The sequence below is a fragment of the Enterobacter sp. NFIX59 genome, assembly GCF_900113755.1.
In the GTDB taxonomy this organism is placed as follows: Bacteria; Pseudomonadota; Gammaproteobacteria; order Enterobacterales; family Enterobacteriaceae; genus Enterobacter; species Enterobacter pseudoroggenkampii.
Map to the genome: position 1 here is coordinate 1 of NZ_FOQN01000009.1, position 21,795 is coordinate 21,795.

Sequence of the window (21,795 nt, forward strand, 5' to 3'; positions counted from 1 at the left end):
GGCTGATACCGCCCAAGAGTTCATATCGACGGCGGTGTTTGGCACCTCGATGTCGGCTCATCACATCCTGGGGCTGAAGTAGGTCCCAAGGGTATGGCTGTTCGCCATTTAAAGTGGTACGCGAGCTGGGTTTAGAACGTCGTGAGACAGTTCGGTCCCTATCTGCCGTGGGCGCTGGAGAATTGAGGGGGGCTGCTCCTAGTACGAGAGGACCGGAGTGGACGCATCACTGGTGTTCGGGTTGTCATGCCAATGGCACTGCCCGGTAGCTAAATGCGGAAAAGATAAGTGCTGAAAGCATCTAAGCACGAAACTTGCCCCGAGATGAGTTCTCCCTGACACCCTAAGACTCCTGAAGGAACGTTGAAGACGACGACGTTGATAGGTCGGGTGTGTAAGCGCAGCGATGCGTTGAGCTAACCGATACTAATGAACCGTGAGGCTTAACCTTACAACGCCGAAGCTGTTTCGGCGAAGAGACAGAGACGATTTTCAGCCTGATACAGATTAACAGAATTTGCCTGGCGGCTTTAGCGCGGTGGTCCCACCTGACCCCATGCCGAACTCAGAAGTGAAACGCCGTAGCGCCGATGGTAGTGTGGGGTCTCCCCATGTGAGAGTAGGGAACTGCCAGGCTTCAAACAAGTGAAGAGGCCATCCGAAAGGATGGCCTTTTTGCGTTTATGCGCCAAAAAAACGGCAGGCCGGGTAAGGCAAAGCCGCCACCCGGCACGTCAGACCGCACTCCACGTCACAATAAAGCCCGCAATCCCATCCACATCATTTAAGTCCAGCACCGGAACCTCAAGTGGCAATACCACATCACTGGCCACCGCAATCACATGCTCATCCAGCGTTAACTCGCTGAAATCATGCCCGGCATCGCTTCTGAACAGCAGGATCTTAGGCACTGCCTCATGCTTAAATCCTTCAATCAGCACCAGATCCAGGGTGGAATGATCCATCCGACTGACCAGATAAGCGAGATCCAGCGGCGCCTCATCCGGCGTTTCTGTCATTAACGCCCAGCGCTGAGGACTTGCTACCATCGTTTGTGCTGCTCCGGCCTTACGCAGCTCATAGCTGTCTTTTCCTGGCGTATCGATATCCATGTTGTGATGACTATGCTTAATCAATCCAGGACGAAGGCCTCTGGCACACAGCGCGGGTATCAGCTTTTTCAGCAGCGTGGTTTTCCCGGTCCCACTCCATGCGGAAATGGCTAAAAGAGGTATCATTTTTTCTCCTGCATCATCTGCAAATCATCATGCGTGTTCACGTTCGCAAACGCTGATTTCACATCGCTAAAATCAACGGAATGGCCGCCAGACTCACGCATGAAGACCATCACCCTGCGCTCTCCCGCAGCCAGATAGCTCTGCAGAGCAGGCGCTAGCGAACGATGCATCAACGCGATAGCAGGATGGTCACGCTCGCCGTCATGTACCCAAACCACAGGTGCTGTACCACGAAGCAGGAGCAGACGCTCGACGAGACCGGAGGGAATAAACGGCGTATCGCAAGGGCAGAAGATAAACCACTCTCCGTGCGACTGTTGCATGACCGAAAGCATACCGGCCAGCGGGCCCGGGTAATTCTCAAGGCTATCCTGATAAACGGCGTATCCGCTGCGCCGGTAAGTGTCGATATGCCTGTTCGCGCTGATGGTCATTGCCGTCACCTGGCCGGCGAGCGTATCGGCGACATGCTGCCACAAGGGTTTTCCATTAAGAAGCTGAAGCCCCTTATCTTTACCGCCCATTCGCGTTGCTCTGCCGCCTGCCAGAACGACCCCGATGATTTCCTGGCTAAGATTCACGAATATCGCCTCTTTTATTGTGGGATTGACCCTGCTAACGTGTCACTCTAAATGAAAGGAGCACCACCATGAAATGTAAACGTCTGAATGAAGTTATTGAACTCCTCCAGCCCGCCTGGCAAAAAGAGCCAGAGCTAAATCTGATGCAATTTTTACAGAAACTGGCGAAAGAGTCAGGTTTTGACGGCGATCTGGCAGACCTTTCTGACGACATCCTGATCTACCACCTTAAAATGCGCGACTCTGCCAAAGATGCTGTTATTCCTGGTATTCAGAAAGATTATGAGGAAGATTTTAAGACCGCATTATTGCGCGCCCGAGGCGTAATTAAAGAGTAAAAGCTTGTAAGCGGCGGCACCGAAATCGCCACAAGATGATATCCTGAATCATTCGTATAATTTCCGGATGATCGGATGAACGACCAGGCTTTTACTTTCCAGACATTACACCCGGACACCATTATGGATGCCCTGTTTGAACAGGGTATTCGGGTGGATTCCGGGCTAACCCCATTAAACAGCTACGAAAACCGCGTCTATCAATTTCAGGACGAGGATCGTCAGCGCTTCGTCGTAAAGTTCTATCGTCCTGAACGCTGGTCCGCAGAACAAATTCAGGAAGAGCATCAGTTTGCTCACGATCTGCTGGATGACGATGTTCCCGTTGCCGCACCGCTAAAATTTAATAACCAAACGCTCCTCACGCACGAAGGGTTTTACTACGCTGTATTCCCGAGCCTGGGGGGACGTCAGTTTGAAGCGGATAATATCGATCAGATGGAATGGGTTGCCCGCTATCTTGGGCGTATCCACCAGACGGGACGCAAAAAAGCCTTTATTGCCCGCCCAACGATGGGGATTCAGGAATACCTCCTTGAACCGCGCGAACTATTCGAAACGTCTGCAATGATCCCCGCTGCGCTAAAGGATGATTTCCTCAACGCCACCGATAAGCTTATTGCTGCAGTGAAAACCTGCTGGCGCGATGATATTTCCGTTCTGCGCCTGCATGGCGATTGTCACGCCGGGAATATTCTCTGGCGTGATGGCCCGCTGTTTGTCGATCTCGATGATGCGCGTATGGGGCCAGCGGTTCAGGACCTGTGGATGCTGCTCAATGGCGACAAAGCCGAGCAACGCATGCAGCTTGAAACCATTATTGAAGCTTATGAAGAATTTAGCCCGTTTAATTCAGACGAAATTGCCCTGATTGAGCCTTTACGTGCGATGCGTTTTGTTTATTATCTCGCATGGTTAATCAGGCGTTGGGACGATCCGGCATTTCCTCGCAATTTCCCGTGGCTTACCGGAGAGGATTACTGGCGTAGCCAGATATCTACATTTACTGAGCAGGTTAAGGTTCTTCAGGAGCCCCCTCTGCAATTAACGCCGATGTATTAATTGGACACACCCAGGAGAGAGTTAATCATGAAAAAAATTTGGCTGGCGCTGGCAGGTATGATTCTGGCATTTAGCGCTTCTGCTGCGCAGTTTACCGACGGCAAACAGTTCATCACGCTGGACAAGCCGGTCGCTGGCGAGCCACAGGTTCTGGAGTTCTTCTCGTTCTATTGCCCACACTGCTATCAGTTCGAGCAAGTGCTGCATGTTTCTGACAACGTGAAGAAAAAGCTGCCGGAAGGCACCAAAATGACCAAGTACCACGTTGAGTTCCTGGGCCCATTGGGTAAAGACCTGACTCAGGCATGGGCGGTGGCGATGGCACTGGGCGTGGAAGATAAGATCACTTCGCCAATGTTTGAAGCCGTACAGAAAACCCAGACCGTTCAGACCACTGCGGATATCCGTAAAGTGTTCGTTGATGCGGGCGTGAAAGGTGAAGAGTACGATGCCGCATGGAACAGCTTCGTGGTGAAATCACTGGTTGCCCAGCAGGAAAAAGCGGCTGCTGATCTCCAGCTTCAGGGCGTTCCGGCGATGTTTGTTAACGGCAAATATCAGCTGAACATGCAGGGCATGGACACCAGCAGCATGGATATTTTCGTACAGCAGTATGCAGATACCGTGAAATACCTGGTTGAGAAGAAGTAATTTCGTTGATGTAAAAACGCCGGTCACTGACCGGCGTTTTTGTATGAAGATTTTATCTTGTCTATCTGTTCGTCTTTCTCTTTCCAGAGCGTATTAAGCCACTGCTGGAAACGACGTTTGAAGTTCTTATCGTTTACGTAATCACCGTGCAGTTCAGCGTCAATCGGAACCAGATCGACGTGCACGACAATGCGCGTCAGTTTGCCGCTGAGCATATCGAAGAACGGTGTCCTGTCGTTTTCCGGATAGCAGAGCGTGACGTTAAGAAGTTTATCGAACTGTGCTCCCAGTACGTTAAGCGCCATCGCAATCCCTGCCGCTTTTGGCGGCAACAGGTGCTGATAAGGAGAGCGAGTTTGCTGGCGCTTCTCTTCCGTAAACCGGGAACCTTCAACAAAGTTCACGATGGTCGTAGGATGTGCGCGAAACTTTTCACAGGAACGACGTGTGGTCTCCACATCCTTACCGCGACGTTCCGGATGACGAATCAAATAGCTGCGCGAATAGCGTTTCATAAACGGCATATCAAGCGCCCAGCAGGCCAGCCCGATAAAAGGCACCCAGGCGAGCTGCTGTTTCAGGAAGTATTTGTTCATCGGGATGTGTTTGCGAAAAAGCACGCATAACAACACGATGTCCGCCCAGCTGTGGTGATTGCAGATCAGCAGGTACCAGTTCTTTTTGTTGAGACTCTCGAGCCCTTTGACATCCCACTTCAGATGCGGGTTAAGGCACAACAGGATCGCCAGCCCTTCGCACCAGCAATACATCATGAAGTTACAAAATGCGGACACGGCTCGCCACACCACGGGTACGGGCAGCAGCAGTTTAATGATCCCGGCGAGAATGATCGGCACGGAACAGGCGATCGTCACCAGGATAGTTAAAATGATGCTTAGCAGTAATGTTATTGCAGCGAGCAATCTCGACATGATGAGCTTTTTCAAATAGTTAGCTGTAAGTGAGCGACCGGCTAGTCGACGCTGGGCGCTGATTTTACCAGAAAACAGACGAATGAATGGCGCTTTCACATGATGATTTGGCGGCTTTTACCCTGGCGCAGCAGATTTCTCTGGGGTTCTGCGCGAATCAAGGCTTATATCCACATAGACTAAATTGCCATCAGTTGACCATATAGATAAGATCTAACAACATAACAGCATGATAATTAAGATCTAAATATTACCTCATATGTGTTTTTCGCGTCTGTTATTCATATGAAGTGAAAATATTCACAAACTTATCCACAGTTTTATTTTTGCGAGCGATCCTCACGATCGCAAAATCTTTTCCTGTATCTGGCGCTAATAACTGATGTTTTCATCCTTCTGTGGCATCCTTTACTCATAAATTGATTAAAGGCACGGACATTATGGTTCAGATCCCAGAAAACCCTCTTATTCTCGTCGATGGCTCTTCTTACCTGTATCGGGCATACCATGCGTTTCCTCCTCTGACCAATAGCGCAGGGGAACCTACCGGCGCAATGTACGGCGTGCTGAATATGCTGCGCAGCCTGATCCTGCAGTATCAGCCAACCCATGCGGCCGTCGTTTTTGATGCAAAAGGCAAAACGTTCCGCGACGAGTTGTTTGAACATTACAAATCCCACCGTCCGCCAATGCCTGACGATCTGCGTGCGCAGATAGAGCCGCTGCATGCCATGGTAAAAGCGATGGGGCTGCCGCTGCTGGCCGTCTCCGGCGTTGAAGCCGATGACGTCATCGGCACGCTGGCGCGTGAAGCAGAAAAAATGGGGCGTCCTGTGCTGATCAGCACCGGTGATAAAGATATGGCGCAGCTGGTAACGCCAGGTATCACCCTGATTAACACCATGACCAACACCATTTTGGGGCCAGAAGAAGTGGTCACTAAGTATGGCGTGCCGCCTGAGCTGATTATCGACTTCCTCGCGTTGATGGGCGACTCCTCGGATAACATTCCTGGTGTTCCCGGCGTCGGTGAGAAAACCGCGCAGGCGCTGCTTCAGGGGCTTGGCGGGCTGGATACGCTCTACGCCGAATCAGACAAAATCGCCGGGCTCTCCTTCCGTGGTGCAAAAACCATGGCCGGGAAGCTGGAAGAGAACAAAGAGGTGGCTTATCTCTCCTATAAGCTGGCAACCATCAAAACCGATGTCGAACTGGAGCTGGGCTGTGAGCAGCTGGAAGTGCAGCAGCCTTCTGCGGACGAGCTTCTAAGTCTGTTTAAGAAATACGAATTTAAGCGCTGGACCACTGACGTGGAAGCCGGCAAGTGGCTGCAGGCAAAAGGGGCGAAACCTGCGGCAAAACCGAAGGAGACGATTGTCGTTGACGCAGAAGAGCAGGCGGAAGAAGAAGCCGTGGTGCTTACCTTCGACAACTACGAAACCCTTCTTGAAGAGTCGCAGCTGATCGCCTGGATCGAGAAACTGAAAAAAGCGCCGGTCTTCGCCTTTGACACCGAAACGGACAGTCTCGATAACATTTCTGCCAATATGGTAGGCCTGTCATTTGCGACAGAGCCTGGTCATGCGGCCTATGTTCCCGTTGCGCACGATTACCTGGATGCGCCGGAGCAGCTCTCCCGTGAACGCGTGCTTGAGCTGCTGAAGCCGATCCTGGAAGACGAAAAGGCGCTTAAGGTTGGGCAAAACCTCAAGTACGACCGCGGCATTCTGCAAAACTACGGCATTGAACTGCGCGGGATCGCCTTCGACACCATGCTCGAATCCTACATTCTGGACAGCGTCGCGGGTCGCCATGATATGGATTCCTTATCTGACCGCTGGCTCAAGCACAAAACCATTACGTTTGAAGAGATTGCCGGCAAAGGGAAAAATCAGCTCACCTTTAACCAGATTGCTCTCGAAGAGGCAGGACGCTACGCGGCGGAAGACGCTGACGTCACGCTGCAGCTGCACCTGAAGATGTGGCCAAAACTGCAGAAGCACGAAGGTCCTCTGAATGTGTTCCAGCATATCGAGATGCCGCTGGTGCCCGTGCTGTCACGCATTGAACGTAACGGCGTGAAAATAGACCCAACGGTGCTGCATAACCACTCCGGGGAACTGGCGCAGCGCCTGACCGAGCTGGAGCAAAAAGCGCATGAGCTTGCAGGCGAGCCGTTTAACCTTTCTTCACCGAAGCAGCTGCAAACCATTCTGTTTGAAAAGCAGGGCATCAAGCCGCTGAAGAAAACCCCTGGCGGCGCGCCGTCAACCTCTGAAGAGGTACTGGAAGAGCTGGCGCTGGATTATCCGCTGCCGAAAGTGATTCTGGAGTACCGTGGTCTCGCGAAGCTGAAGTCTACCTACACTGATAAGCTCCCGCTGATGATCAACCCGAAAACGGGCCGCGTGCATACCTCATACCATCAGGCTGTCGCGGCGACCGGTCGACTCTCGTCTACCGATCCCAACCTGCAGAACATCCCGGTACGTAACGAAGAGGGCCGTCGTATTCGCCAGGCTTTCATCGCTCCAGAGGATTATCTGATTGTCTCGGCGGACTACTCGCAAATCGAACTGCGCATTATGGCGCACCTGTCCCGTGACAAAGGCCTGTTGAGCGCATTTGCCGAAGGGAAGGATATCCACCGGGCAACCGCGGCAGAAGTCTTCGGTTTGCCGCTGGACAGCGTGACCAACGAACAGCGCCGCAGCGCTAAGGCGATCAACTTCGGTCTGATTTACGGCATGAGTGCATTCGGGCTTTCGCGCCAGCTCAACATTCCGCGTAAAGAGTCGCAGAAGTATATGGATCTCTACTTCGAGCGTTATCCGGGGGTGCTGGAATATATGGAACGCACCCGCGCGCAGGCGAAGGAGAAAGGTTATGTCGAAACCCTTGATGGTCGCCGTCTCTACTTACCTGACATCAAATCCAGCAACGCGGCGCGTCGCGCTGGCGCAGAGCGTGCGGCGATCAACGCCCCGATGCAGGGTACCGCGGCAGACATTATTAAGCGTGCAATGATCGCCGTTGATGCCTGGCTGGAAAAAGAGAAGCCTCGCGTGAAAATGATCATGCAGGTACACGATGAACTGGTATTTGAAGTGCACAAAGACGATCTCGACGCCGTGTCGAAGAAGATCCACGAACTGATGGAAAGCAGCATGACGCTTGACGTGCCGTTGCTGGTGGAAGTGGGAAGTGGTGAAAACTGGGATCAGGCTCACTAACGGTTCTTCGCATAACGCGCCTTTTATGTAAGTTTGCAACATAACAACGCGCGTTTTGTGACGATCATTAGAATTCCCTATGTAAAGAATGAAAAAAAACTACAAAAAGTGCTTTTTCTGCAGCACAAAAAGGGGTAGAGTTATCGGCGTAGGGTACAGAGGTAAGATGTTCTATCTTTCAGACCTTTTACTTCACGTAATCGGATTTGGCTGAATATTTTAGCCGCCCCAGTCAGTAATGACTGGGGCGTTTTTTATTGCGGCAAAGAAAAATTCAGGCAAAAAAAACGCGGCCATCGCCGCGCTCGGTATTACTCTTCTTCCGCTTCCGTCGCGGGTTCCAGCTCGCTAAACCAGGTGTCGAGCTTCTGACGCAGCTTGTCCACACCCTGCTTTTTCAGCGAGGAGAACGGCTCAACCTGCACGTCACCGTTGAACGCCAGCACCGCTTCGCGAACCATATTCACCTGCGCTTTGCGCGCGCCGCTTGCCAGCTTATCGGCTTTCGTCAGTAGCACCAGCACGGCGATATCGCTTGCCACAGCCCAGTCGATCATCTGCTGATCCAGATCTTTCAGGGGATGGCGAATATCCATCAGCACCACCAGACCTTTCAGGCACAGGCGTTTTTCCAGGTATTCCCCCAGCGCACGCTGCCACTTGATTTTCATCTCTTCCGGTACCTGCGCGTAACCGTAACCCGGTAAGTCGACCAGGCGTTTGCCCTCTGCGACTTCAAACAGGTTGATGAGCTGGGTACGGCCAGGTGTTTTTGAGGTACGCGCCAGGCTCTTCTGATTGGTCAGCGTATTCAGGGCGCTGGACTTCCCCGCATTGGAGCGGCCAGCAAAGGCCACTTCAATTCCGGTATCAGAAGGGAGGTGGCGAATATCGGGCGCACTGGTGACAAAATGCGTCTGTTGGTAGTTCCAGGTAGTCACGTGGTCGTCTCCAAAATCGTAATCTGAGGGGGATTATACCTGAATGCAGGCAAAAGGCTTTTCTGATTGCCAGGACTTGTAGGCGAATGCCCCAACCGGTGTGAGAGATCGGCCAGAGATGCTATGGGAGATTTCAGAGAATTCGCAGGCGTCAAAAAAGCCAAACTGTTTTAAATCATAAGCTTATTTCCGGGTAATTGTCTGAAAATCCCTTTTTGTACCGTTTCGTTGCTTGTTAGTTTAACGGAACAAGGTAAAGTGTGCGTCAGGGCGAGGAAGCCAACAGGATATCGACTTAAGGATTAGGGTCAGGAGCGCCAGGAGGCGAAGACGCAGGATTGTCAGGATGACCAGCGCCTGGAGGCGTTTAAACAGGAAAGGGAACCGTATCACGGACGGTATTAGCCAAGGGATAAACAGGGTTTGTTGTTGGCAAACACGGAATGTCTGACCCGCTAAGGGTTGTGAGTCAGGAAAAAAGGCGACAGATTGCTCTGTCGCCTTTTTTCTTTGCTTGCTTTCTGCTAGATTTCGCCGCAATTCTATACTGAAGAAAACGACTTAAAGATAAAACATCATGAAAAAACCAACCTCCGCTGCGGGCGCGAAACGCCCTGCAAAAGCACGCCGCAAAACGCGCGAAGAACTGAACCAGGAAGCGCGCGATCGCAAACGCGACAAAAAACATCGCGGTCATGCTGCGGGTAGCCGTGCCAACGGTGGTGGTGCAGCGGGCGCTTCTGCAAAAGGCAAACAGCAGAAAGATCCTCGTATCGGCAGTAAAACTCCCATTCCACTGGGCGTGACAGACACCCCGGTCACTAAGCAGCACAAACCAAAGAGCGAGAAACCTATGCTTTCACCGCAGGCTGAGCTGGATTTGCTGGAGAACGATGAGCGCCTGGACGCGCTGCTGGAACGTCTTGAAGAGGGTGAAACCCTGACCGCCGAAGAGCAGTCATGGGTGGATGCCAAACTGGATCGCATCGACGAGCTGATGCAGAAGCTGGGCCTGTCTTACGATGACGAAGACGACGAAGAAGAAGACGAAAAGCAGGAAGATATGATGCGTCTTCTGAAGGGTGGAAACTAACATTTGCACCCGGCAGGCACGATAGTCCTGCTTATAACCCTTCCGGTTATATGTTATCTGGTGTGGTTATTCGTTAAACTACGGCGGTTGTCGCGGCGACAGAAGTGGCTGCGCACCCGAGTGATGGCCCGCGATGGGGCCAGAACGGGCCGCCGTATACGAACGCGACACCAACGGAAGGAGTGAGCATGTCAGCACCAACTATCGACTGGGATTTGGCCCTAATCCAGAAATATAACTATTCCGGGCCGCGTTATACGTCATACCCCACCGCGCTGGAGTTCTCCGATGCCTTCGGAGAGCGTGATTTCCAGCAGGCTGTCGCGCGCTATCCTGAGCGTCCGCTGTCTCTCTACGTCCATATTCCGTTCTGCCATAAGCTGTGTTACTTCTGCGGCTGCAATAAAATCGTGACCCGTCAGCAGCATAAAGCCGACCAGTACCTTGATGCGCTCGAACAAGAAATTGTGCATCGCGCGCCGCTGTTTGCTGGCCGTCACGTCAGCCAGCTTCACTGGGGCGGCGGTACGCCAACCTATCTGAATAAAGCGCAAATAAGCCGCCTGATGACCCTGCTGCGCGGCAATTTCAGTTTTAACGCTGACGCTGAAATCTCGATCGAAGTCGATCCGCGTGAAATTGAGCTGGATGTACTGGATCACTTACGCGCCGAAGGCTTCAATCGTCTGAGCATGGGCGTGCAGGATTTCAATAAAGAGGTTCAGCGTCTGGTGAATCGCGAGCAGGACGAAGAATTTATCTTTGCCTTACTCAATCACGCGCGTGAGATTGGCTTCACCTCAACCAATATTGACCTGATTTACGGCCTGCCAAAGCAAACGCCGGAAAGCTTCGCCTTCACCCTGAAGCGCGTGGCCGAACTCAACCCGGACCGCCTGAGCGTCTTTAACTACGCGCATCTGCCGACGCTGTTTGCTGCCCAGCGCAAAATCAAAGATGCCGATCTGCCTTCTGCCCAGCAGAAGCTGGATATCCTGCAGGAAACGATCACCTCGCTGACCGAAACCGGCTATCAGTTTATCGGGATGGATCACTTTGCCCGTCCGGATGACGAACTGGCGGTAGCTCAGCGCGAAGGGGTCCTGCACCGCAACTTCCAGGGCTACACGACCCAGGGCGATACCGATTTGCTGGGAATGGGCGTCTCCGCCATCAGCATGATTGGCGACTGCTACGCGCAAAACCAGAAAGAACTGAAGCTGTATTACCAGCAGGTTGATGAGACGGGCAACGCGCTGTGGCGCGGCATTGCATTAACGCGCGATGACTGTGTCCGTCGCGATGTGATTAAGGCGCTTATCTGCAACTTCCGTCTCGATTTCAGCGACGTGGAAGCGCAGTGGGGGCTGAACTTCAGCGATTATTTCGCAGAAGACCTGAAGCTTCTGGCGCCGCTGGCGAAAGACGGGCTGGTGGATGTGTCGGAGAGCGCGATTGAAGTCACGCCGAAAGGGCGTCTGTTGATCCGTAATATCTGCATGTGCTTCGACGCGTATCTGCGTCAGAAAGCGCGTATGCAGCAGTTCTCGCGGGTGATTTAAGCGGAAATGCCGGGTGGCGCTTCGCTTACCCGGCCTACATTTCACGCTTTTGTAGGCCGGGTAAGGCGAAGCCGCCACCCGGCTTTTCATTGATAGCTCGTTAGCTAAACAGCCCAACCAACGCCGCACACAACATAGCCGCAACGGCGGTTTGTGGCGTGTGGCTTTCAGCGGCTCCGCTAGAGAGCATATTCACGATTGTTTCCAGCATGATGTTCACCCCCAATTTCCGGGCACGATCATACAAAACTCATCGGAACAGTAAAGCGCAAAATAACGGCGATTTGCGCTCAATTAATAACCTTTACACTTCGGGGACGATCACTCCATTCCCAGCTCTTTAAGCTTGCGCGTCAGGGTATTACGTCCCCATCCCAACAGGCGAGCGGCCTCCTGCTTGTGACCCTGCGTATGACGAAGCGCGGTAGTTAACAGCGTACGCTCCATCTCTGGCTGAGCTTCAGACAGCAGGTTTTGATGACCGGAACGCAGCGCGCGGTCGGCCCACTGTGCCAGCAGCGTCGCCCAGCTGTCCGGCAGCGCGTGCCCGGTAGTGCTTTCAGGCGCGGTCGCTTCAAACAGCTCAGCGGGTAAATCCTGAATCAGCACTTCCTGCCCGGCGGCCATCACGGTTAACCAACGGCAGGTGTTTTCCAGCTGACGCACATTGCCCGGCCACGCCAGGCGCGTCAGAGCGGCATCGGTTTCCGGGTGAAGCTGCTTGGCTTCCACACCCAGCTCGCGGGCGGCCACCTGCAGAAAATGACGCGCCAGGCGGGGAATATCTTCCCGACGCTCACGCAGCGGCGGCAGATGAACGCGGATGACGTTCAGGCGATGGAATAAATCCTCACGGAATTTCCCTTCCTGCACGCGTTGCTCCAGGTTCTGATGGGTCGCGGCAATAATGCGCACGTCTACCTTCACCGGCGCATAGCCGCCCACGCGGTAAAACTGTCCGTCGGCCAGCACGCGCAGCAGGCGGGTCTGGACATCCAGCGGCATATCGCCAATTTCGTCCAGGAACAGCGTGCCACCGTCAGCCTGTTCGAAACGCCCCTGACGAATGGTATTAGCGCCGGTAAATGCCCCTTTTTCATGGCCGAACAGTTCGGACTCAATCAAATCCTTCGGGATCGCCGCCATATTCAGAGCGATAAACGGCGCTTTTGCCCGCGGGCTATGGCGATGCAATGCATGCGCCACAAGCTCTTTACCGGTTCCCGATTCGCCGTTAATCAATACGCTGATGGACGAGCGGGACAGACGACCGATAATGCGAAACACGTCCTGCATCGCCGGCGCTTCGCCGATGATGTCTGTCGTTGGCCCAAAATCGGGCGCGTGGCGCGGCTGTTGCTGCTCCTGATAGTGGCTAATCGCGCGCTCAACCAGCGCCACCGCTTCGTCAATATCAAACGGTTTGGGCAGGTAATCGAACGCCCCTTGCTGATAGGCGCTCACTGCGGCATCCAGATCGGAGTGCGCGGTCATTATGATGACCGGAAGCATAGGGTGGCGTTGTTTGATCTGCTTTAACAGCGCCAGCCCGTCCATGCCCGGCATACGAATATCCGAAAGCAGAACATCCGGCGTTTTAGTGGTGAGTGCATCGAGCACTTCGCTGCCGCTCTCAAACGTCGTGCAGCTTAATCCTGCCCCTGTGAGCGCGCGTTCAAGCACCCAACGGATGGAGCTATCGTCATCGACTACCCAGACTATCCCTCGTTGCATAAACGTCACCTTTATTTTTTAATCGGCAGGAAAACCGAAAACTCGGTATGTCCCGGCCAACTGGTAAATTCAATTTTCCCGGAGTGTTGATCGATCAAACTGCGGGCAATGGATAAGCCCAGGCCGGTCCCGCCTTCGCGACCGCTTACCATCGGGTAGAACAGGGTATCCTGCAGATGCGATGGAATGCCGGGCCCGTTATCCTCAACGTCGATTCGGGCCGCCAGCCGGTAGCGCACGCCGTGTAACGTGAGCTGGAAGGCGGTGCGGGTGCGTAAAATAATCTCGCCCCCTTCAGGCCCCAGCGCCTGCAGGGCATTACGCACAATATTCAACAGGACCTGCTCAATCTGGTCCGGATCATGGGCCAGTTCCGGCAGGCTTGGGTCGTAATCACGTACCAGCGTGACGTTCTCCGGCAGCTCCATTGAGACGAGCTTCACCACCCGTTCAGCCACTTTATGGATGCTTTCAGTGACGTGCATTCCCGGCTGCTGCGGACCAAGAAGACGGTCTACCAGATTTCGCAGACGGTCCGCCTGCTCAATGATGACGTTGGTGTACTCCGCCAGCGCGGGATCGGGGAGTGCCTTGGTCAGAAGCTGCGCCGCGCCGCGTAATCCACCCAACGGGTTTTTGATTTCATGCGCCAGACCGCGCACCAGGTCACGGGCGGCAATTTGCTGCGCATGCTGAAGCTGCTCCTGGCTCAGTCGACGCTGATTATCCATCGGCGCCATTTCCAGCAGGATCATCCCATCGGGAAGACGCTGCGCGGTCAGCGACAGAATGTGCGAGCGCCCGTCGATCACCAGCGTCACTTCGTTATCGGTAAACCCCTGGCCAGCCTGCAAACTTTCCTGCATCAGGCCAATATTCAGCGAAAAATAGCTCAGGAGTTCAGGAAGCGGGGTGCCGAACAGTTTACGTGCGCTTTGGGCGAGCAGCTGCTGCGCCGCCGGGTTGGCGTAATGAACGGCCAGCTCGTCATCGACCAGCAAAATGCTGTTAATCAAAGAATTGAGGATCTGCCCAGCATCGGGCAGCGTGCCAGTTGCCATTCAGCAGTCTCCTGGAGTTGTTGCACTGTTTTAGTGCAGTATAGCGTTTTCGGCGTAAATAGCGCGTGAGATCAGGTTGTTGGTGGAGAAAAAAGCCCATCCGGAGATGGGCTAAAAGTTTCCACGGCAACTACCCCCGGCGCTTGTCACGCCGGGTAAAACAACTTTATTAAACGCTGTAGTACAGTTCGAACTCAACCGGGTGTGGCGTCATACGCACACGGTCGTTCTCTTCAATACGCAGGGCGATGTAAGCGTCAATCGCTTCATCAGTGAACACACCACCTGCAGTCAGGAACTCGCGGTCTGCGTCCAGCGCCTGCAGGGCTTCTTCCAGAGAGCCAGCAACCTGTGGGATCTCTTTCGCTTCTTCTGGCGGCAGGTCGTACAGGTTTTTGTCCATCGCTTCGCCCGGGTGGATCTTGTTCTTAATACCGTCCAGACCGGCCATCAGCAGTGCTGCGAAGCACAGGTATGGGTTAGCCGCTGGATCCGGGAAGCGCACTTCGATACGACGTGCTTTAGGAGACGCTACCACCGGGATACGGATAGAAGCAGAACGGTTACGTGCTGAGTAGGCCAGCATCACTGGCGCTTCGTAGCCCGGGACCAGACGCTTGTAGGAGTTAGTGGTTGGGTTCGCCAGGGCGTTGATCGCTTTAGCGTGTTTGATAACTCCACCGATGTAGTGCAGCGCCTGCTCGGACAGACCGGCATATTTGTCGCCAGAGAACAGGTTGGTACCGTTCTTGGACAGAGACATGTGGCAGTGCATACCGGAACCGTTATCGCCAAACATTGGTTTTGGCATGAAGGTCGCGGTTTTACCGAAACGGTGCGCAACGTTGTGCACAACGTATTTGTAAATCTGAATCTCATCCGCTTTCTTGGTCATGGTGTTAAAGCGGGTAGCGATTTCGTTCTGGCCAGCAGTCGCCACTTCGTGGTGGTGCGCTTCAACAACCAGGCCCATCTCTTCCATGATCATACACATGGTAGAACGGATGTCCTGTGAAGAATCGACCGGAGGAACCGGGAAGTAACCGCCTTTCACGCCAGGACGGTGACCTTTGTTACCACCTTCGTATTTGGTGGAAGAGTTCCATGCACCTTCGATGTCATCGATAGCCACGTGGGAACCAGAAATTGAAGCGCCGAAACGGATGTCGTCAAACAGGAAGAACTCTGGCTCTGGTCCGAACAGAACGGTGTCTGCGATGCCGGTAGAACGCAGGTACTCTTCAGCACGTTTTGCGATAGAACGTGGGTCACGGTCGTAGCCCTGCAGCGTGCCTGGCTCGAGGATGTCGCAACGGATGATCAGGGTTGGTTCTTCGAAGAACGGGTCAATGAGCGCAGTGGTCGCGTCCGGCATCAGAACCATGTCGGATTCGTTAATGCCTTTCCAGCCACCAATGGAGGAGCCGTCAAACATTTTGCCTTCTTCGAAGAATTCGGCGTTCACCTGATGAGCAGGGATTGTGACGTGCTGTTCTTTACCTTTGGTATCGGTGAAGCGCAGATCAACAAACTTCACTTCATGTTCGTTCAGCATCGTCAAAACGTGTTCAGCGGACATACTTAACTCTCCAGATTGGTCATTGTCGTCGTGGTAACGAGGTCTTCAATTTCTGTTTGTACTGGCTGGTGCCATGTATTTTTTATAAAGCGAAATCTGTGCCAACTTTTAAAACACCCCAAAAAGGCGTTATCATGCGCACCATAGTGCAAAAGGGCTGCACCACGATGGATTTGTTGCACCAGTATAGTGCTTCAATGTGAACATTGAGCACCATATTGGTGCAATTTACGTTAAGGAGCCCTTTTACCGCTCCGTGAAAGCGATCACAAAGCATCCCTGCATGACTTGTTTGCGGGGGATGTTTGTGATCCTGTTTTGTAGTGCGATTAATCCGTGTACAATAACGCGCTATTTCTAAATGCCTGAGGCAAAGTTGTGATCGAAAATTTGCGTAACATCGCCATCATCGCGCACGTAGACCATGGTAAAACTACCCTGGTTGACAAGCTGCTGCAGCAATCCGGTACGTTTGATGCGCGTGCCGAAACCCAAGAACGCGTGATGGACTCCAACGATTTGGAGAAAGAGCGTGGGATTACTATCCTCGCGAAAAACACCGCGATTAAATGGAATGACTACCGTATCAACATCGTTGATACCCCAGGGCACGCCGACTTCGGTGGTGAAGTTGAACGTGTAATGTCCATGGTAGACTCCGTTCTGCTGGTCGTTGACGCAATGGATGGCCCAATGCCACAGACGCGCTTCGTGACCAAAAAAGCTTTTGCCCATGGTCTGAAGCCAATCGTTGTTATCAACAAAGTTGACCGCCCTGGCGCGCGTCCTGACTGGGTTGTTGACCAGGTCTTCGACCTGTTCGTTAACCTCGACGCGACCGACGAGCAGCTGGACTTCCCTATCGTTTACGCCTCTGCGCTGAACGGTATCGCAGGTCTGGACCACGAAGACATGGCTGAAGACATGACCCCGCTGTATCAGGCGATTGTTGACCGTGTTCCTGCGCCAAACGTCGATCTTGACGGTACCCTGCAGATGCAGATCTCTCAGCTCGACTACAACAACTACGTTGGCGTAATCGGCATTGGTCGTATCAAGCGCGGTAAAGTGAAGCCTAACCAGCAGGTTACTATCATCGATAGTGAAGGCAAAACCCGTAACGGTAAAGTTGGTAAAGTGCTGACTCACCTGGGTCTTGAGCGTATCGAGAGCGACATCGCTGAAGCGGGCGACATTATCGCTATCACCGGTCTGGGTGAACTGAACATCTCCGACACCATCTGCGATCCGCAGAACGTCGAAGCGCTGCCAGCCCTGTCCGTTGATGAACCAACCGTATCCATGTTCTTCAACGTCAACACCTCTCCGTTCTGTGGTAAAGAAGGTAAGTTCGTTACCTCTCGTCAGATCCTTGACCGCCTGAACAAAGAGCTGGTGCACAACGTTGCGCTGCGCGTTGAAGAAACCGAAGACGCTGATGCATTCCGCGTTTCGGGTCGTGGTGAGCTGCACCTGTCTGTTCTGATCGAAAACATGCGTCGTGAAGGTTTCGAAATGGCGGTTTCCCGTCCGAAAGTAATCTTCCGCGAAATCGACGGCCGTAAACAAGAGCCGTTCGAAAACGTGACGCTGGACGTTGAAGAGCAGCACCAGGGTTCTGTGATGCAGGCTCTGGGTGAGCGTAAAGGCGACCTGAAAAACATGAATCCAGATGGCAAAGGCCGCGTACGTCTCGACTACGTGATCCCAAGCCGTGGCCTGATCGGCTTCCGTTCAGAGTTCATGACCATGACCTCCGGTACCGGTCTGCTGTACTCCACCTTCAGCCACTACGACGACGTTCGTCCGGGCGAAGTGGGCCAGCGTAACAACGGCGTGCTGATCTCCAACGGTCAGGGTAAAGCGGTTGCGTTTGCGCTGTTCGGTCTGCAGGATCGCGGTAAGCTGTTCCTGGGTCACGGTGCTGAAGTTTATGAAGGCCAGATCATCGGTATTCACAGTCGTTCTAACGACCTGACCGTAAACTGCCTGACCGGTAAGAAACTGACCAACATGCGTGCGTCCGGTACTGACGAAGCAACGGTTCTGGTTCCACCGATCAAGATGACTCTGGAGCAGGCTCTGGAATTCATCGATGATGACGAACTGGTAGAAGTGACTCCACAGTCAATTCGTATCCGTAAACGTCACCTGACCGAGAACGATCGTAAACGTGCTATGCGCGGTGCGAAAGAAGACTAATACGGTCAATCCGTAGGCCGGGTAAGCGTGAGCGCCACCCGGCAACTAAAAAGCCGCTGATCTCTCTGCGGCTTTTTTATTCGATGATCGCCAGAATTCTTCATTACCTGGGGCGTTATGTCCCGAAGCTATCTCTTTCCTGCGAAATTCACGGATTAGGGTAACTCTGCTCCATTTATCACGAACACCCGATCTGCCGATGAAATCGTGGTTTCGCGATGCGCGATAATAATCCTGGTGATGTTCATCTCCTGTATAGACTGATTGACCTGACTTTCACTGGTTTTATCAAGGTGGCTGGTCGCCTCGTCCATGAATAAAATACCCGGTTTACGGTATAATGCCCGGGCAATATAAATCCGCTGTTTTTGACCGCCGGACAACCCTTCCCCAAGTTCACCAATCAGTGTCTCGTAACCCATTGGTAGCTTTAAAATGTCATTATGAATATGGCTTGCGATAGCGCATTGCACCATCCACTGCTCGTCAATGTCAGGCCGAAAACCGGCGATATTCTCTTTGATTGAGCCTGAAAACAGCTTATCTTCCTGCATGATACAGGCAATGCGTTCAGCATAATGCTCGAAACCAAGTTGCTTAATATCAATGCCATTAATTCGGACGCAGCCGTTCGACGGTTCGAATAAACCGCACAACACTTTCATCAAGGTGCTTTTACCTGAACCCGATACGCCCGTAATAGCAATACTCTCTCCGGCATGAATGGTCAGATTCAGTTTGCTGAAGATAGGGTCCGCATGGTTATCATAACGGTAAGTCAGATCCTGAGTTTCGAGCGTTAAGGCTCCGTGTGGTAAACGCAGCGGGCTGGTGGCCGTTGAAGAAGATGCTTCCTGCAGCGCAATATCGGCAACGCGTTCATTGTGTAAGTTGATGATCTTCAGCTGAATGATAAAGTTGATCAGGGCATTTATTCGGTCATAGAACTGACTCCTGAAGGTATTAAATGCGATAAACATACCGATGGTTAAATGACTATCCATCATCAGCCTGCCGCTAACCCACAGGATAACAATTTGGTCGCAGGCGGCGATAAAAGAGACGACGCCACCAAAGAAAAGATCCATTCGCGTCAAACGAATGCCTGTATTGACCTTATCTGAAAAAAGATTAAACCAGTTATTGATTCTCAGGTCAGTCATCCCCTGAATTTTAATCGTCGCTATACCGTACAGGGTTTCCATAAAATAAGAATTAAGGCGTGCTTCCTTGATTAACTCTTCTTCGGATAGCTGGCGATAGTATCGATAGGTAGCAAACCGAATGAAGGTGTATATTGCGGTAAAAGAGACCACTATCATGCTGAGCTGCAGGTTATATAAAAACATCATTACCAGCAAACCCATGAGCATTAGCGTATCAATAATGCTACCAGTCAAACCTGTGGTAAAAGTGGCCCGTATAACATCAAGCGAGTGGAAGCGAGACTGAATGTCCCCCAGTTTGCGTCTTTCAAAATAGGTGGTCGGTAGCTTAATAAGGTGAGAAAAGAGGCTAAAACTCCACTGGACGTCGATGAGTGTTCCCAGTATCAGCGTGGTCCAGGAGCGTATGACACTGACCGTCAAACGTAACAGAATCAGAATAAACAACCCAAGACAGATGATATTAAGTAAACCGTAATCTCCGGATGCAATCACATTATCCGTGACTAATTGTGTCCCCACTGGCATTAGCAGGCTGATCAACTCAATCACCAGCGATAAGAAAAATACCTTCGTCAGTGAAGTTATCAGTCCATTGATATTCTTTAATAACGTGGTCGCTTTTAACCTGTTTTGCTTCTTTTGAACTGAGAAAGTGGTTCCCGGCCATACCTCAAGCACAACACCAGTAAAATGTTGGGACAATTCGGGCATGCTAATCACCCGTCGTCCAAACGCAGGGTCGTGGATCACCGCGCTGTTCTTATCGACCTTAATCAGTACGACAAAATGGTTAAAATCCCAATGCAATATGCAGGGCTTACGCACGTCATGTAATTCCTGAAGGTCCACGGACAATGCGCGTGACGACATCTCCAGTTCACTGGCAATTGCTTTTATCGCATTGAGGTTGACCCCACGTGATGACAAATTGAATTGTTGCCGGAGTTGCAGTAGATCCACCTGCTTGCCATAAAAACTGCATATCATTGAAAGACAGGCCAGGCCACATTCGGACGCTTCGGTTTGAAAGACAACTGGGATGCGTTTAAATATTTTCAGATCCAACTTGCGCAGCAGCGTCTCAAGTGTATAAAGATTATTCATTACCTGCGTCCGTTACGCTCATTTTCATTTCGTAAAATGGCGATAATAACCACTCATAGATATGTCTCTTTTCAAGGAAAAGAGAAATCTGCGCTTTGGCTCCCTGGCTCAGTGAGAGTTGTTTTCCATGAACTTGCACAGACTGTAGGTCAGGTTTGATCATGATTTTGTACCAGGACTTTTTATCGTCATAGAATTCATGTGCGATGGTCTGCTTTGACAGGAGTTCTGGCTTCGATGCCGGAAGCCTGGATATTGCTGATATTGATGCCCTGAACTGACCAAATTTTTCATAAGGAAAGGCGTCGTAACTAACATTAACGCGCTGGCCAATCGCCAGATAAGGAAGAACTTCATCCGGAACCCAGGTTTCGAGATAGCATGGAGAATGGATATTCTGCTGAACTCGCGCCAGTACATCGCCTGCGCCGATCATCTTACCTTGCGCCGTATTGATGGAGTCGATTAAGCCATCGGCTGTTGCCACGATGACATAATTACCTTCCGCTTCTGTATTTAACTTTTCTTTTTGCAGTTCGTATATTTTTTGCTCAAGCTGGTAAATCTGTTGGTCATAATCAGCGCTCTGGGACTGGATTTGCTGATTGAGCGCATCGATCTGAACCTGGTCCTGTGATTTTCTGGCGACCAGGTCAGAAACATTGCTCTGCTGTTGGTAGAGTAGTGCGTTTTGGCTACTCATCTGGTCTTTGGTGACCAGACCTTTTTCCTGATAACCACGGTAATCGTTAACGTTCTTCTCAATCTGATGCAGTTCCCGCTCAGCCTGCACCAGTAGCCCAGATGAGGTATTAAAACTGGACTGATAATGATCTTTTTGAGTCGTCAGCGCGTTGAGCGTACGGTTTTTCGAAGAGTTCAAATTTGCCATCATTACGCTGATACTCTTTATCTGTAGCGCGATCTCCTTTTTTTTATTCTCATCAACCAGGCCTGATTGCGTCGATACACCTGAATGAATGAGAAAGAGGGCGTCACCTTTTTTTACGCGATCGCCTTCATTAACAAAACTCTGCACGACTGTACCCTGCATTGATGCAGAGATATTCACCGAGCCAGGGAAAGTGGTTATTTCACCGTGAACGATGACGCGACGGGTGTAGGAACCTTTGGTAATAAAAATAGAAATGGAAGCAATAAAAAAAATGCTGAGCAATATAATAAAAGCAAAAGGGATGCCCGGCAGAAGAACGGCTTTCCCTTCCCACCGGGTACTCTGATATTCAATAGCTTCCTTGCGAAACATATCTGGCCTCCTGCGGGGTGGAAATAGCCGCCAAATATCAGCGGCTAT

At 51.9% G+C, this 21,795-nt stretch carries 17 protein-coding genes and 2 rRNA genes; 9 read left to right on the forward strand and 10 right to left on the reverse strand.

Features of this window, described 5'->3' with window-relative positions; genetic code table 11:
• Both BM007_RS21005 and rrf read left to right on the forward strand, forming a co-directional pair.
• Positions 1-451: ribosomal RNA gene (locus BM007_RS21005) — 23S ribosomal RNA — on the forward strand; the annotation flags it as partial.
• Between the two features lie 69 nt (positions 452-520).
• Positions 521-636, forward strand: a 5S ribosomal RNA gene (rrf, locus tag BM007_RS21010).
• Positions 637-734: 98 nt separating this feature from the next.
• On the opposite strand, the gene mobB is transcribed toward rrf, so the two are convergent.
• Positions 735-1,238, reverse strand: coding sequence for a molybdopterin-guanine dinucleotide biosynthesis protein MobB (gene mobB / locus BM007_RS21015; protein WP_024909225.1), 504 nt, complete (start codon positions 1,236-1,238; stop codon positions 735-737).
• Positions 1,235-1,819, reverse strand: a complete 585-nt coding sequence (gene mobA, locus BM007_RS21020) for a molybdenum cofactor guanylyltransferase MobA (RefSeq protein ID WP_090420814.1) — start codon at positions 1,817-1,819, stop codon at positions 1,235-1,237. Before mobA ends, mobB begins: the two co-directional genes overlap by 4 nt.
• A gap of 68 nt (positions 1,820-1,887) precedes the next feature.
• Here mobA and BM007_RS21025 point away from each other — a divergent pair, with 68 nt between their 5' ends.
• From BM007_RS21025 to dsbA, 3 genes are all read left to right on the forward strand, one after another.
• Positions 1,888-2,157, forward strand: coding sequence for a YihD family protein (locus BM007_RS21025; protein WP_008501866.1), 270 nt, complete (start codon positions 1,888-1,890; stop codon positions 2,155-2,157).
• Between the two features lie 75 nt (positions 2,158-2,232).
• A complete protein-coding gene (locus BM007_RS21030; RefSeq protein WP_090420816.1) occupies positions 2,233-3,219 on the forward strand; it encodes a serine/threonine protein kinase in 987 nt (328 codons plus the stop codon).
• Between the two features lie 27 nt (positions 3,220-3,246).
• Positions 3,247-3,870, forward strand: a complete 624-nt coding sequence (gene dsbA / locus BM007_RS21035; protein ID WP_045909081.1) for a thiol:disulfide interchange protein DsbA — start codon at positions 3,247-3,249, stop codon at positions 3,868-3,870.
• A gap of 23 nt (positions 3,871-3,893) precedes the next feature.
• Here dsbA and BM007_RS21040 read toward each other — a convergent pair whose 3' ends face one another.
• A complete protein-coding gene (locus tag BM007_RS21040) occupies positions 3,894-4,802 on the reverse strand; it encodes an acyltransferase (protein ID WP_090420888.1) in 909 nt (302 codons plus the stop codon).
• A gap of 440 nt (positions 4,803-5,242) precedes the next feature.
• Here BM007_RS21040 and polA point away from each other — a divergent pair, with 440 nt between their 5' ends.
• The gene (polA, locus tag BM007_RS21045) at positions 5,243-8,035 is read left to right on the forward strand and encodes a DNA polymerase I (RefSeq protein ID WP_090420818.1); all 2,793 of its coding nucleotides are present in this window, start codon (positions 5,243-5,245) and stop codon (positions 8,033-8,035) included.
• A 311-nt stretch (positions 8,036-8,346) separates the two neighbouring features.
• Here the strand turns inward: polA and yihA are convergent, their stop codons facing one another.
• Positions 8,347-8,976 (reverse strand): ribosome biogenesis GTP-binding protein YihA/YsxC, encoded by a 630-nt coding sequence (gene yihA, locus BM007_RS21050; protein WP_023309768.1) that lies wholly within the window; start codon positions 8,974-8,976, stop codon positions 8,347-8,349.
• A gap of 577 nt (positions 8,977-9,553) precedes the next feature.
• Between yihA and yihI the strand changes: the two genes are divergently transcribed.
• Entirely contained in the window at positions 9,554-10,069 is a 516-nt protein-coding gene (gene yihI, locus BM007_RS21060) for a Der GTPase-activating protein YihI (protein WP_014885763.1), read from the forward strand.
• 188 nt (positions 10,070-10,257) lie between these two features.
• Entirely contained in the window at positions 10,258-11,631 is a 1,374-nt protein-coding gene (hemN, locus tag BM007_RS21070) for an oxygen-independent coproporphyrinogen III oxidase (RefSeq protein ID WP_090420821.1), read from the forward strand.
• A 100-nt stretch (positions 11,632-11,731) separates the two neighbouring features.
• On the opposite strand, the gene BM007_RS21075 is transcribed toward hemN, so the two are convergent.
• The 4 genes from BM007_RS21075 to glnA all read right to left on the reverse strand — a co-directional run bounded on the left by BM007_RS21075 (position 11,732) and on the right by glnA (position 16,005).
• Positions 11,732-11,842 (reverse strand): YshB family small membrane protein, encoded by a 111-nt coding sequence (locus tag BM007_RS21075; protein WP_023333898.1) that lies wholly within the window; start codon positions 11,840-11,842, stop codon positions 11,732-11,734.
• 110 nt (positions 11,843-11,952) lie between these two features.
• Positions 11,953-13,365, reverse strand: coding sequence for a nitrogen regulation protein NR(I) (gene glnG / locus BM007_RS21080; RefSeq protein ID WP_024909218.1), 1,413 nt, complete (start codon positions 13,363-13,365; stop codon positions 11,953-11,955).
• Positions 13,366-13,376: 11 nt separating this feature from the next.
• Positions 13,377-14,426 carry a nitrogen regulation protein NR(II) gene (gene glnL / locus BM007_RS21085; protein WP_023333897.1) on the reverse strand — a complete coding sequence of 350 codons (1,050 nt, stop codon included), beginning with the start codon at positions 14,424-14,426 and terminating at the stop codon, positions 13,377-13,379.
• 169 nt (positions 14,427-14,595) lie between these two features.
• Positions 14,596-16,005 (reverse strand): glutamate--ammonia ligase, encoded by a 1,410-nt coding sequence (gene glnA / locus BM007_RS21090; RefSeq protein ID WP_024909217.1) that lies wholly within the window; start codon positions 16,003-16,005, stop codon positions 14,596-14,598.
• Positions 16,006-16,383: 378 nt separating this feature from the next.
• On the opposite strand from glnA, the gene typA reads away from it, so the two are divergent.
• Positions 16,384-18,207 (forward strand): ribosome-dependent GTPase TypA, encoded by a 1,824-nt coding sequence (typA, locus tag BM007_RS21100; protein WP_023331638.1) that lies wholly within the window; start codon positions 16,384-16,386, stop codon positions 18,205-18,207.
• A gap of 155 nt (positions 18,208-18,362) precedes the next feature.
• Here typA and BM007_RS21105 read toward each other — a convergent pair whose 3' ends face one another.
• On the reverse strand, positions 18,363-20,480 hold the full coding sequence (locus BM007_RS21105) for a peptidase domain-containing ABC transporter (RefSeq protein WP_090420824.1): 2,118 nt from the start codon (positions 20,478-20,480) through the stop codon (positions 18,363-18,365).
• Positions 20,473-21,747: an HlyD family secretion protein gene (locus BM007_RS21110; RefSeq protein ID WP_048989736.1), complete on the reverse strand. Its 1,275-nt coding sequence runs from the start codon at positions 21,745-21,747 to the stop codon at positions 20,473-20,475. The genes BM007_RS21105 and BM007_RS21110 overlap by 8 nt, the downstream gene beginning before the upstream one ends.
• Positions 21,748-21,795: the final 48 nt, after the last annotated feature.